The sequence below is a fragment of the Rhizobacter sp. P2_H2 genome, assembly GCF_056403375.1.
This window is the reverse complement of sequence record NZ_JBFUFP010000071.1, coordinates 1-12,199: the sequence shown is the minus strand read 5'-3', so window position 1 is coordinate 12,199 and position 12,199 is coordinate 1. Positions and strand designations below refer to the sequence as shown.

The following is a 12,199-nucleotide window of genomic DNA, read 5'->3' as shown; positions in this document are numbered from 1 at the left end:
GCGCGGCGCCGGCCTCGGCCTCGTCGATGCGCCGCATCAACCGCTTCAACCCCGCCTCGGCATCGGTCAGCGGCGGCGGCGGTTCGGCCATCGCCTGGCGCAGCGCACGCTGCCAGGCCAGGTCGGTGGAATCGTCATCGGCGTCATGCTTCTTCATCGTCGTACTCCTTGCGGCCCTCGCGGCCCGGGCGGCGCACCGGCGACACGCCGGCCAGCATCGGCAGCACCTGGCGCAGCTTCGCGCGGGCGTGGAACATGCGCGCCTTCACGGTGCTGAGCTCGCAGTCCATGATCTGCGCCACCTCGTCGAGCGAGTGGCCGGCGCCGTAGGCCAGCTCCATCGTCGCGCGCTGCTCGGCGTTGAGGCGGCGCATGCCCTTGGCGACCCAGTCGGCCAGCTCGTGGCGGGCGTGGGGGTCGTCGAGGGCATGCAGCTCGTGGGTTTGTTCATCCGCGGGCGCTTCGACCGGCTCCTCGCCGTGCTCGCGCAGCGTCTTCAGCGCGCAGCGCCAGGCGATGCCGAGGATCCAGGTCGACACCCGCGACTCGCCGCGGAACTCGCCGGCCTTCTGCCAGACGATCCAGAAGGTGTCGTTGATCACCTCCTCCACCACGTCGGCGCGGCGCGTCAGCCGGGCCAGGAAGCGGTCGAGGCGGCGGTGGTAGCCGTGATACAGCGCCGCCAGCGCCGCGCGCTCGCCGTCGGCGATGCGGCGCAGCAGCGCGGCCTCGTCCGCATCGTCCAGGCGGGCGGCGGCGGGGCGGGCGCGGATCAGCGAAAGCAGCGGCATACCGGTGTGTACGCGCGGGCGCCGCGAAAGTTGCAAGTATTTTTGGAAATCGGCTTCAGAAGCCGACCGTCAGGCTGCCGACCCAGCGCGAATCGGCCGCCGCGCCGAACCACTCGCGCGCCCGGTGGTCGGTCGCGACCCGCGACAGCTCGTACTGCACACGGCTGCCGATGCGCCCGCTCAGGCCGAGGTGGCCGTAGTCGTAACTGAAGGCGGCGCGGCGCTGCTGGTCCTGGTGGCCGAGCCCGGCCGTCAGTGCGAAAGAGGCCCCCGCCAACCGCCCCAGCGGCTGGCGCAGCACCAGGTCGGCGGCCCAGCCGCTGCGGTGGCCGTTCGGCGACGCGGCAGTCTGGCGCAGCGCGGTGACCGAGGCGACCACGCGGTCGCGCCACGCGAGCGTCGAGGCGAACTCGTCGCGGTCGAAGCTGCGCAGGTAGTCGTCGAACGGGTAGGCGTAGTGGCTGGCCGCGAGCTGCGCGCTCCAGTCGTCGTCGAGGCGGAACGCACGGCCGGCGCTGGCGTACAACTGGGTCGTCCAGCCTTGATCGGTGGAGGGCCGCAACGTGGCGACGCCGATGCCTGCGAGCCAGCCGTCGGCGCTGTCGACCGACACGCCGGCCTGCAGCACCGGCTTGGCATTGCCGAGCGCGACGCCCCGCACCAGCAGCGCCGAACTGGCGCCGACGGTGGCGTCGACCTCCTGGGCCCAGGCGCCGGACAGGGCCAGCGCCGCTGCGGCCGTCGCGACGGCGCGCAAGACCAACGGCGCACTCATGCGCCAATGGTCATATCACCGATCCATCGCGCAGAGCGTCACCCGCCATGCACGACACGGCATAGCCAAGCGACCGCCGCGGAACCGGCTTCGCCGGGCCGCTGGCGGTGCCCCCTTGAGGGGGAGGCGCCGAAGGCGCTTCGGGGGTGGGCAACTTCAAGCCTTCGGCAGCGGGATCGCCTTCAGCGTGCTGCCTTCGACCTCGAAGCGGCCGCCGACCGCGGGGGCGGTCTGCTGCGTGACGGTGCGGGTGGTGCCGTCGTCCATGCGCAGGCGCACCTGGTAGACGGTGGTGCTGCGGGCGCGCTTCTCGACCTCGTGGCCGGCCAGCCCGCCGCCGACGGCGCCGAGCACCGTCATCGCCTTCTTGCCGTTGCCGCCGCCCATCTGGTGGCCGACCACGCCGCCGAGCACGCCGCCGGCGACCGCGCCGATGCCGGTGCCTTCACCCTTGCGAGTCTCGGTCTTCACGCTCTCGACGGTGCCGCAGTTGGCGCAGATGTCGGCGGCCGCAGTGGTGGTGGCCGGTGCCGGTTTGGCGGCGTGGCTGGCCTTGCCCTTGGCCGATGCGGTGGCCGCCACCGGTGCGGCCGGCTCGACCGGCGCGGGCTTCGGCCCGCTGGTCAGTGCAGCCGCCAGCGCGCCGGCGCCGACCACACCCAGGCCACCGGCGACCCACCACGCCGTGCGGCGCGCTGCGGGCGCCGCGGCACCCGGCGTGGCCGAGGGGTCGAGGGCGAGGTTGGCAGAAGAAGAGCTGTCCATGGCAAATCCTGGTTCAAGAGAAAGGAAAAACGTTCACGAACGCGATCATCAACCCAGAAAGCCCAGATTTCGTTTCGAAAAGTTCGCGAGATTGGGAAAAACCATGTCGAGGTTGGCATCGCTGACGCCGAACCACTTGCCCAGCGTCGCGCCGACCTGGTCGACCGCGATGCCCGGCAGCAGGCTGCCCGAGCCCACTTCGTCATCGTGGTTGATGCCGACCAGCGGGAAGCGGCCGTAGACGTCGCCGCCCTTGACCGCGCCGCCGTGCACGAAGTGATGGCCGCCCCAGCCGTGGTCGGTGCCGTCGCCGTTGCTCGTGAAGGTGCGGCCGAAATCCGACGCGGTGAAGAGCGTCACCTGGTCGCGCACGCCCAGCGTGCCGAGCGTCGCATCGAAGTAGTTGATCGCGTGCGAGATGCGCGCGTACAGGTCGGCATGCGCGCGGTTCTGGTTGTCGTGCGTGTCGAAGCCGCCGATGCTGACGAAGAACACCTGCCGCTTGGTGCCCAGCGCGGTGCGCGCGCCGATGATGCGCGCCACCGTCTGCAGCTGCTGCGCGAGGCCGTTGTTGGCGTTGGCGCGCTGCGCCGGGTTGTAGTACTGCGTCGGCGCGGTGACGGTCGATGCGGTGAAGGCCGACTGGAACGCGGCCTGCGCGTCCATCGAGCGGCGCACGATCACCTGGTGTTCCTTGCCCAGCAGGTTCTGGTTGTCGGCGGTGATGATCGACTTGAAGGCCGTCGTCGCCGCGGCCGAGCCGAACAGCGAGCCGGTCAGCCCGCCGATCGCCGTCGCGCCGTTGTTGGTCACCTGGTACTGGAACACCGAGTTGCCGGCCATGTAGACCGCATTGCCCTGCACCGAGATGTTGGTGAAGGTCGAGCTGGTGTTGCTGCCGGCCAGCAGGTCGCCGAAGCGCCCGCCCCAGCCGACGCGCGCGCCTTCCGGGCCGAGCGCCTGCCACATCGACTGCTGGTCGTTGTGCGAGAACAGCTTGGCCGGGCGCGCCTTCGTGCCCTTCTGGTACTCCGCCTTGGTCAGCGGCGTCACCAGCGGGCCGGCGTTGGCGATGATGCCCAGGCGGCCCTGGTCGAACAAGGCCTTGGTCTCGGTCATGCTCGGGTGCAGCGCGAACTTGCGCGACGCGTTCTCCGGGTTCGCGAGGTTCTTCGACGCGATCGACAGCACGCCGCCGAGTGCGGCCGGCGAGGCCGCCGCGGCCGTGGCATCCACCGCGGTGCCGACCGGCTTCAGCGCGATCGGGTCGGGTGCGGTCGCGCGCAGCGTGCTGTAGGTCTGCCACGAGGCGTCGTCCCACGGCAGCACCATGTTGGCGGAGTCGTTGCCGCCGTACATGAACAGGCAGACGATGGCCTTGTAGTCGCTGGCGGTCTGCGCGACGGCCGCGCCCATCGTGGCCATGTTCAAGGCAAAGGGCAGGCCGGCCGAACCGACGGAGCCCGACAGGATGGTCGCGCGGCGCAGGAATTCGCGGCGGGAGGCTTGGTTGGAAGACATGTCGCGGTTCCTCACTTCTGGGTCAGGTAGTCAGACGAGGCCATCGTCAGGAATACCGCGATGGCCACGCGATCGCGCGTGGCGGCGTCGATGTCGGTCTGGTTGATGACCTTGCCCGCGGTGTCCTTGCGCACCGGCGGGATCATCCGGCCGTTGACGGCCGACAGCAGCTGCGTGCGCAGCGCGGCCGGCATCTGCCCCGACATCATCAGCAGGTTCAGGCGGTCCAGCAGCAGCTCCGGCTTGTCGGCCAGCGCCTGCTCGGCCGAGAAGTCGAGCTGCACGTCGCGCCCGGTGTTGATCGCGATCCAGCCGCGCAGGTAGTTCAGGTAGCCGGCCACCGACACCTCGTTGGCCAGCTGCAGCTCCGGCGCGACCAGGTCGGCCGCCTCGATGCTGGTGTTCGGCGGCGTGTAGCCCGGGCGGTAGAAGTTGAACACCGTCGGCGAGCGCATCGGGGTCTGGCCCAGCCGGCCGGCCGGGTCGTCGGTGTTGTCGATGCCCTGGAACTTGCCGGTGGTCGACTTCGCGTGGAAGGTGCGCAGCAGGTGGGCCAGCCGCATCACCGGCTCGCGCAGCTTGCCGTAGTCGTTGCGCGCCGTGTCGGCGCTGCGCGCCTCGGGGTCGAGCAGCACCGCGCGGAACACCGCGCCCAGGTCGCCGCGCACGCCGCTGCCGTTGTTGTTGAACGCCGCCGCCACGCGCTCGACGTAGGCCGGGCTCGGGTTGCTGGTCACCATGCGCTGGATGATCTGGCGGCCGAGGAAGGGGCCGACGTTCGGGTGGTTGAACAGCGTGTCCAGCACGACCTTGATGTCGCCCTCGACATCCGGCTTGTCGGTCGCGGCAATGGTTTTGCCGAGGAACTTCTTCTCGGTGGCCGAGTGGAAATCGGTGTTGCTCGCGTACTTGTTGTAGCCCTGCATCGGCTTCCAGTCGCGGTCGGCGTTGACGTCGCCGCCGAAGAAGCGGGTGCGCGTGCGGTCGGCGGTGTTGGGGCCGGCGTACCAGCTCAGGCCGGTGAACACCTTGGCGAGGCCGGCGATGTCGTCGTGCGTGTAGGTCTCGGGGTTGCCGCTCTTCACGGTGCCGTCGGGGTTCAGCTGGTACAGGCCGATCGAGAACAGCTGCATGATCTCGCGTGCATAGTTCTCGTCCGGCACGCGGCCGGTCTTCGCGTCTTCCTTCTGGTTGCGCAGGCTGGTCAGGTAGGCGCCCATCATCGGGTGCATCGTGATCGCCTCGAGCAGGTCGCGGTAGTTGCCGAACGCATGCTGGCCCAGCACGTCGTAGTAGTCGGCCACGCCGCGCGGCAGGTTGCTCAGCGTCGAATCGACGAACGACACCACGAAGATCTGCGACAGCACGTAGGCCGCGCGCTGGCGCAGCTGGTCGTCGCCGGTGATCGCCTGCGTCCAGTACGACTCCATGAAGTTGCTGGAGGTGACGTTGGTGCCGGCCGCTGCCGCGGCATTCATCGCCGCGGTCATGTAGTCGCGGTGCCGCTTCTGCGGCTTGGCCATCTGCTGCTCGAGCCAGCGCCGGTAGCCGACCTGTGCGAGCTGGTCGATGTCGGCCGCGGTCGGGCCGTAGGTGGCCTGGGTCAGGAAGCGGGCCGCGGCCTCCTTGGTCGGCGGCGGGCCGGCGTCGGCGGCGCTGTCTTCGTCGTTCTTGTTGCCGCCGCACGCGGCCAGCAGGCTGATCAACAGCGCACCGGCCCACAGGCGGGATGTCTTGCGGATGGCGAATGTCGATGGAAGCGATGTCACTTCAGTCCCCCTCGGTGCGGTGCGTACGACCTGATACGGGTCGATTGCGTGCAGGAGACATACCAGCGACATCGTCGGACACCGCCTACAGGGTGTCGGCTGGAAAAGCGCCCATCCTTGACAGATGGGCCGGGCTATCTGGCGTCGAGGTCTGTGCCGAGATGACGTGAACGGTCGGCGATGCGTTCGGATGCTTCGGATGTAACGCGGAGCAACAGCCGTTGCCGCGGCGTCGTCATCCCTCCGTCACAACAGCGCCGACAGCGAACGCTTGACCAGCGACGCATCCTGGCCGCTGCGCGCGGCCCAATCCTGCAGCTGGTCGTCGCCGATCTTGCCGACGTTGAAGTACGTCGCCTCGGGGTGCGCGAGGTAGAAGCCGCTGACGCTGGCGGCCGGTGTCATCGCGAGGCTCTCGGTGAGCGCCATGCCGATGTCGGCGCACTGCAGCACGCGGAACATCTCGGCCTTCACGGTGTGGTCCGGGCACGCGGGGTAGCCGGGCGCGGGGCGGATGCCGCGGTACTTCTCGGCGATCAGCTCGTCGTTGCGCAGCGCTTCATCGGCCGCATAGCCCCAGAACTCGGTGCGCACGCGCTGGTGCATGCGCTCGGCGAAGGCCTCGGCCAGGCGGTCGGCCAGGGCCTTGAACATGATCGCGCTGTAGTCGTCGAGGTCGTCGAGGAACTGCTTCTCCTTCTTCTCGGTGCCGATGCCGGAGGTCACCGCGAACAGGCCGATGTGGTCAGCCACGCCCGAGCCCTTCGGCGCGATGAAGTCGGCGAGGCAGCGGTTGGGGCGGCGCTTCTTTTGCCCGTTCTCGTCGATCACCGGCCGCTCTGTCTGCATGCGCAGCCCGTGCCACGTCATCAGCACCTCGCTGCGCGTCTCGTCGGTGTAGATCTCGATGTCGTCGTCGTTGACGGTGTTGGCCGGGTACAGCCCGATCACGCCGTTGGCCGTCAGCCAGCGGCCTTCGATCAGGCGCTTCAGCATGCGCTGGCCGTCGCTCAGCACGCGGCGCGCCGATTCGCCGACGACGTCGTCGGTGAGGATCGCGGGGTAGGGCCCGGCCAGGTCCCAGGTCTGGAAGAACGGGGCCCAGTCGATGCACTGCGCGATCTCGGCCAGGTCCTGGTTGCGGAACACGCGGCGGCCGGTGAACTTCGGTGCCGTCGGTGCGTAGCCGGCCCAGTCGATCGGCGTCTTGTTGGCACGCGCCTGCGCCAGCGTCACCAGCGGCGTGGCCTTCTTGTTCGCATGCTGCTCGCGCACGCGCAGGTAGTCGGCATTCAGCTCGGCGATGTAGGCGGCGGCCTTGTCGTCGCTCAGCAGGTCGCTGCAGACGCTGACCGAGCGGCTCGCGTCGGGCACGTAGACCACCGGCCCGTCGTAGTGCGGCGAGATCTTCACGGCCGTGTGCACGCGGCTGGTGGTGGCGCCGCCGATCAGCAGCGGGATCTTCTTGATGCGGAAGTGCTCGTCGCGCTGCATCTCGGCAGCGACGTACTGCATCTCCTCGAGGCTCGGCGTGATCAGGCCGGACAGCCCGATGATGTCGGCGCCCTCGACCTTGGCGCGCGCGAGGATGTCCTGGCAGGGCACCATCACGCCCATGTTGACGACCTCGAAGTTGTTGCACTGGAGCACGACGGTGACGATGTTCTTGCCGATGTCGTGCACGTCGCCCTTCACGGTGGCGATCACGATCTTGCCCTTGGCCTTCGCCTCGCCGCCGGCCTCGACCAGCAGCCGCTTCTCTTCCTCGATGTAGGGCAGCAGGTGGGCCACCGCCTGCTTCATCACGCGCGCGCTCTTGACCACCTGCGGCAGGAACATCTTGCCCTGGCCGAACAGGTCGCCGACGACGTTCATGCCGTCCATCAGCGGGCCTTCGATCACGTGCAGCGGGCGGCCGCCGCCGGCCTTGATCTGCTGGTACACCTCTTCGGTGTCTTCGGTGATGAAGTCGTTGATGCCGTGCACCAGCGCATGGCTCAGGCGCTCGCGCACCGGCTTGGCACGCCAGGCGAGCTTGGCGCTGTCGTCCTTGGCGGCGCCCTTGGCGGTCTCGGCGATCTCGATGAGCCGCTCACCGGCGTCGGGGCGGCGATTCAGCACCACGTCTTCGACGCGCTCGCGAAGCGTCGGCTCGAGGTCGTCGTACACGCCGACCATGCCGGCGTTGACGATGCCCATGTCCATGCCGGCCTGGATCGCGTGGTACAGGAACACGGTGTGGATGGCTTCCCGCACCGGCTCGTTGCCGCGGAAGCTGAAGCTCACGTTCGAGACGCCGCCCGACACCTTGGCGCCGGGCAGGTTCTGCTTGATCCAGCGCGTCGCGTTGATGAAGTCGACCGCGTAGTTGTCGTGCTCCTCGATGCCGGTCGCGATCGCGAAGATGTTCGGGTCGAAGATGATGTCTTCCGGCGGGAAGCCGACCTCGTCGACCAGCATCCGGTAGGCGCGCTCGCAGATCTCGACCTTGCGCTCGAAGGTGTCGGCCTGGCCCTTCTCGTCGAAGGCCATCACCACGGCCGCGGCGCCGTAGCGGCGCACCAGCTTCGCCTGGTGGATGAAGGGCTCGACGCCCTCCTTCATCGAGATCGAGTTGACGATGCCCTTGCCCTGGATGCACTTCAGGCCGGCCTCGATGACCTCCCACTTCGAGCTGTCGATCATGATCGGCACGCGCGCGATCTCGGGCTCGCTGGCGATCAGGTTCAGGAAGCGCACCATCGCCGCCTTGCTGTCGAGCATCGCCTCGTCCATGTTGATGTCGATCACCTGGGCGCCGTTCTCGACCTGCTGGCGCGCCACGCTGAGCGCCTGCTCGAATTCGCCGTTCAGGATCATCCGCGCGAAGGCCTTCGAGCCGGTGACGTTGGTGCGCTCGCCGATGTTGACGAACAGGCTGCCTTGCCCGATGAGCACCGGTTCCAGCCCGGACAGCTTCATCGGCGGAACGGGACGGGCGGTAGACGTCGGCGACGACAGAGAGGCGGAGGCGGTCATGGCGGGTCGGCTGGCACCGCCCCGGAGCTCACCCGGGGCGCATGCGGATTCATCATGCGAGGGGTGAGCGTGGTTGCAAGCTTCCAAGCCTGGCGGCAGCCCGATGGGCCGCCGTCGCAACGCTCCTTGGAGAGGCGCATTTTATGCGGCCAGGCCCCGTGAGCGGCTTGGTTACAACTCGGCAAGCCCCTGATGCGGTCGTGGTGCACGGAGCGTGTCCAATCCGGGATCCACGACTGGACTGCTTCTGCCGTGAACAACAACACACGATTCCTCGCTCTCTCCGTCGCGGTTGCCGCGCTGCTGGTTGCCTGCGGCGCGCCGCAGGTCAAGCCGCTGCCGGCGCCGGCGCCCTCGGTGCCCGGCTCCGCGCCGGGCCCGGTCTATGGCCAGGCGGCCTCCGGCGCGGCGCGCAGCTGGTCGCCGCAGATGGAGGCGGTCGAGCGGCAACTGGCCTCCAGCCTGAACGGCACGCCGATGGCGCTGGCGCGCACGACCGACGAGCGACTGTGGCTCWCGCTGCCGGGCGATGTCGCGTTCGAGCCGAACCGCTCGGCGCTGAAGCCGGTCGCCACCGGGCTGCTGGACAAGGTGGCAGCGGTGCTGCGCAGCCAGCCGCAGCTGGAGCTGCGCATCGTCGGCCACACCGACAGCAAGGGCTCGGCGGCCGGCAACGATGCGCTGTCGCTGGACCGTGCGGCGAGTGCGCGCGACTGGCTGGTGGCGCGCGGCCTGTCGCCAGTGAAGATCGGCGTGGCCGGTCGCGGCTCGCGCGACCCGGTCGGCAGCAACGACGACGAGGCCGGCCGCGCGGCGAACCGGCGCGTCGAGATCCTGATCGGCGAACGGGCGGTGCGCTCAGGCAGCAAGTAGCCGGGCTACGCGGCCAGCAATCCTGAGAACAACGGATCGTGCCGCGAGCGCGGCCGGTACGCGCCGACCCGCTTCGCGATCTCGGCGATGTGCGCCGGCGTCGTGCCGCAGCACCCTCCGGCGATGTTCAGGAAGCCGGCGCGCGCGAACTCCTCGACCAGGCTGCCGGTGATCTCCGGCGTCTCGTCGAAGCCGGTGTCGCTCATCGGGTTCGGCAGGCCCGCATTCGGGTAGCAGCTGATGAAGGTGTCGCCGGCCACCTTGGCCAGCTCCTCGATGTACGGCCGCATCAGCGTCGCGCCGAGTGCGCAGTTCAGCCCGATCGCGATCGGCCTCGCGTGGCGCACGCTGTGCCAGAACGCGCTGACCGTCTGCCCCGACAGGATGCGCCCCGACGCGTCGGTCACCGTGCCTGAGATGATCACCGGCAGCCGCTCGCCGGTGTCTTCCATCAGCTCGTCGAGCGCGAAGATCGCCGCCTTCGCGTTCAGCGTGTCGAAGATCGTCTCCACCAGGAACAGGTCGCAGCCGCCTTCGAGCAGGCCCGCCGCCTGCTCGTAGTACGCGGCGCGCAGTTCGTCGAAGCTCACGTTGCGCGCGGCCGGGTCGTTGACGTCCGGGCTGATGCTCGCGGTGCGCGGCGTCGGGCCGAGCGCGCCGGCCACGAAGCGCGGCTTGTCGGGCGTGGCGTACTTGTCACAGGCCTCGCGTGCGAGCCGCGCGGCCACCACGTTCATCTCGCGCGCCACCTCGCCCAGGCCGTAGTCGTCCTGCGCGACGCTGGTCGCGCCGAAGGTGTTGGTCTCGATCAGGTCGGCGCCGGCCGCGAGGTACTGCTCATGGATCTCGCGGATCACGTCGGGCCGCGTGAACTGCAGCAGCTCGTTGTTGCCCTTCAGGTCCTTCGGATGGCTGGCGAAGCGCTCGCCGCGGTAGTCGGCCTCGCCGAGCTTGTAGCGCTGGATCATCGTGCCCATCGCACCATCGAGCACCACGATGCGTTGCGAGAGGATCTGCGGCAGGGCCGCGCCACGGGTGTAGACGGGGGCGTTCATTGCGCGATTGTAGGAAACCCTTGCAGCCCCGTCGCTCCAATGACAAGGGGACCCCAGTGACATTGTTGTCGCAGTGGCCCGGCCGGGGGGCCTCGGTCTACGGGAGCACCTTGGGACTGACGACGTTCAGCCACTCGCCGATTTCACTGGGGATCCGGCGTCGCGCGCCACTGCGAATGTCGAAAGCCTCGCGCTCGCCGATCTGGATCCGACACACCGTGAAGGCCTGCCGCTTGCCGCGGCTGTTGTCGGTGAAGACGGTCGCGTCGGCCACCGAGGCGGCGGCGCCGATCGCCCGCTGCGTGCGCGGAAACCGCTCGACGAGCTTGTCGACGTCGACGTTGTGGCCCCCCTCCGCGACTCGGGTCATCACCCGACCGATCGACAACCGGACGTTCGACAGCCCGACGAAGAACAGCAGCACGAAGTAACCGGCAGCCTGCATTTCACGGATGAGGTCGATCTTGGACGCGAACTTGCCGTTGGGCAACGCTTCCCAGTAGGAGAAGACCGTTTCCATCGCAAAGGGAACGCCGCGCGCCATCGCCTGGGCGACGAAGGCCTCGACACCCTTCTGAGCCACCTTCATCCAGCTCTCGTCGGTGTCGCGCAGTGCCTGGGCCCACTTGATCAAACGACCTTCATGATCGGCTTCGGGCAGGATGGACAACATCATCCGGTCGGCGTTGACCAGCGGGATCCGGAAGCTCGGCGAGAGGTGCCGCAGCCACATCGTCGATTTCCCCGAGCCGTTGTGACCCGCAAGGATCACCGCCAAGGGCTTCCCGGCGCGCCGCTGTTCACGGCGGACTTCATCGACGGCCTGCGCCAGCGACGTCATCGCTTGGTGCTCACCACCTTGAACTTCCCGTTGACGAACGTGCCCGTCGAGACTCTGCCATTCACCTCGCGGATCAGGCGGCTCGGGTCCAGCGGATCGGCACGGAAGAGCGGCGTTGATGGCGCCGTCTTGAATGCAATCCCCGGCTTCACCAGCTTCGGCATCGCTCGGGCCATGGCGGCCTGGCCGATGGTGACGTTGCGCCGCAGTTCGCCCGCCTTGGGCGAAGCCGCCTTCACGCTCACCTCACCGAAATGGATCGTCGCAACGCCTTCTCCCCTCAGGGCGGTGTTCACGATGACTTTGCCGATGTCCCGGCGAACGGTCTTGGCGGCGATCGGTGGCTTCTTGGCGGACATGGCAGTGTCGGTAGCTGCGCGGGTTGACTTGCGTCGTGCCGGCATTGTGCCCAATCCGCGACCGCGGTGTCCGCTTCCCTTCAATCAGAACGTGGCCGACGAAATGGTGTCGCTGAACAGCGAGGCCCGGAAGTCGATCGGCGCCGGCCCTTCGTCGTTCATCGCCCACAGCGCCAGTGCCTTGGCCGACATCGGCTTGGCGAACAGGAAGCCCTGCAGCTCGTTGCAGCCGAGCGAGCGCAGGATGTCCTGCTGCTCCGCGGTCTCGACGCCCTCGGCCACCACCTTCAGCCCGAGCGCCTGCGCCAGCTTGACGACCGCGTCGACGATCGCGCGCGCATCGGCGCTGCTCTCCAGGTCGAGCACGAAGCTGCGGTCGATCTTCAGCTCCTCCGACGGCAGCTTGCGCAGGTAGCTCAGGCTCGAATAGCC

11 protein-coding genes and 1 riboswitch are annotated in these 12,199 nt (G+C 68.7%); of the genes, 1 reads left to right on the top strand and 10 read right to left on the bottom strand.

Translation table 11 applies throughout. The features are described from left to right. Positions 1–143: 143 nt before the first annotated feature. The 6 genes from AC1D15_RS07155 to metH all read right to left on the bottom strand — a co-directional run bounded on the left by AC1D15_RS07155 (position 144) and on the right by metH (position 8,639). Positions 144–791 (bottom strand): sigma-70 family RNA polymerase sigma factor, encoded by a 648-nt coding sequence (locus AC1D15_RS07155; protein WP_477825450.1) that lies wholly within the window; start codon positions 789–791, stop codon positions 144–146. A 55-nt stretch (positions 792–846) separates the two neighbouring features. Beyond that, a complete protein-coding gene (locus AC1D15_RS07150; RefSeq protein WP_477825449.1) occupies positions 847–1,566 on the bottom strand; it encodes a hypothetical protein in 720 nt (239 codons plus the stop codon). A 156-nt stretch (positions 1,567–1,722) separates the two neighbouring features. Beyond that, complete coding sequence (locus AC1D15_RS07145) at positions 1,723–2,331, bottom strand: glycine zipper 2TM domain-containing protein (RefSeq protein WP_465110414.1); 609 nt, start codon at positions 2,329–2,331, stop codon at positions 1,723–1,725. 48 nt (positions 2,332–2,379) lie between these two features. Next, complete coding sequence (locus AC1D15_RS07140) at positions 2,380–3,852, bottom strand: DUF1501 domain-containing protein (RefSeq protein ID WP_465110413.1); 1,473 nt, start codon at positions 3,850–3,852, stop codon at positions 2,380–2,382. An 11-nt stretch (positions 3,853–3,863) separates the two neighbouring features. Next, entirely contained in the window at positions 3,864–5,621 is a 1,758-nt protein-coding gene (locus AC1D15_RS07135; RefSeq protein WP_047509758.1) for a DUF1800 domain-containing protein, read from the bottom strand. A gap of 246 nt (positions 5,622–5,867) precedes the next feature. Next, complete coding sequence (gene metH / locus AC1D15_RS07130) at positions 5,868–8,639, bottom strand: methionine synthase (protein ID WP_465110412.1); 2,772 nt, start codon at positions 8,637–8,639, stop codon at positions 5,868–5,870. A gap of 58 nt (positions 8,640–8,697) precedes the next feature. Further along, a riboswitch (S-adenosyl-L-homocysteine riboswitch) is annotated at positions 8,698–8,773 on the bottom strand. Positions 8,774–8,891: 118 nt separating this feature from the next. Between metH and AC1D15_RS07125 the strand changes: the two genes are divergently transcribed. Further along, entirely contained in the window at positions 8,892–9,512 is a 621-nt protein-coding gene (locus AC1D15_RS07125) for an OmpA family protein (protein ID WP_477825448.1), read from the top strand. Positions 9,513–9,517: 5 nt separating this feature from the next. Here AC1D15_RS07125 and AC1D15_RS07120 read toward each other — a convergent pair whose 3' ends face one another. The 4 genes from AC1D15_RS07120 to AC1D15_RS07105 form a co-directional block, all read right to left on the bottom strand. After that, positions 9,518–10,567: a homocysteine S-methyltransferase family protein gene (locus AC1D15_RS07120; protein WP_477825447.1), complete on the bottom strand. Its 1,050-nt coding sequence runs from the start codon at positions 10,565–10,567 to the stop codon at positions 9,518–9,520. A gap of 97 nt (positions 10,568–10,664) precedes the next feature. Next, positions 10,665–11,408 (bottom strand): zeta toxin family protein, encoded by a 744-nt coding sequence (locus AC1D15_RS07115; protein WP_477825446.1) that lies wholly within the window; start codon positions 11,406–11,408, stop codon positions 10,665–10,667. Then, positions 11,405–11,767 carry a hypothetical protein gene (locus AC1D15_RS07110; protein WP_047509748.1) on the bottom strand — a complete coding sequence of 121 codons (363 nt, stop codon included), beginning with the start codon at positions 11,765–11,767 and terminating at the stop codon, positions 11,405–11,407. The genes AC1D15_RS07115 and AC1D15_RS07110 overlap by 4 nt, the downstream gene beginning before the upstream one ends. An 84-nt stretch (positions 11,768–11,851) precedes the next feature. Then, on the bottom strand, positions 11,852–12,199 hold a 348-nt coding region (locus AC1D15_RS07105), incomplete at its 5' end, for an EAL domain-containing protein (RefSeq protein WP_477825445.1).

What these genes read in the sequence shown, in the direction of transcription:
- AC1D15_RS07155 (WP_477825450.1), bottom strand. Translation starts at nt 791, where the DNA reads ATGCCGCTGCTTTCGCTGATCCGCGCCCGCCCCGCCGCCGCCCGCCTG.
- AC1D15_RS07150 (WP_477825449.1), bottom strand. Translation starts at nt 1,566, where the DNA reads ATGAGTGCGCCGTTGGTCTTGCGCGCCGTCGCGACGGCCGCAGCGGCG.
- AC1D15_RS07145 (WP_465110414.1), bottom strand. Translation starts at nt 2,331, where the DNA reads ATGGACAGCTCTTCTTCTGCCAACCTCGCCCTCGACCCCTCGGCCACG.
- AC1D15_RS07140 (WP_465110413.1), bottom strand. Translation starts at nt 3,852, where the DNA reads ATGTCTTCCAACCAAGCCTCCCGCCGCGAATTCCTGCGCCGCGCGACC.
- metH (WP_465110412.1), bottom strand. Translation starts at nt 8,639, where the DNA reads ATGACCGCCTCCGCCTCTCTGTCGTCGCCGACGTCTACCGCCCGTCCC.
- AC1D15_RS07120 (WP_477825447.1), bottom strand. Translation starts at nt 10,567, where the DNA reads ATGAACGCCCCCGTCTACACCCGTGGCGCGGCCCTGCCGCAGATCCTC.
- AC1D15_RS07115 (WP_477825446.1), bottom strand. Translation starts at nt 11,408, where the DNA reads ATGACGTCGCTGGCGCAGGCCGTCGATGAAGTCCGCCGTGAACAGCGG.
- AC1D15_RS07110 (WP_047509748.1), bottom strand. Translation starts at nt 11,767, where the DNA reads ATGTCCGCCAAGAAGCCACCGATCGCCGCCAAGACCGTTCGCCGGGAC.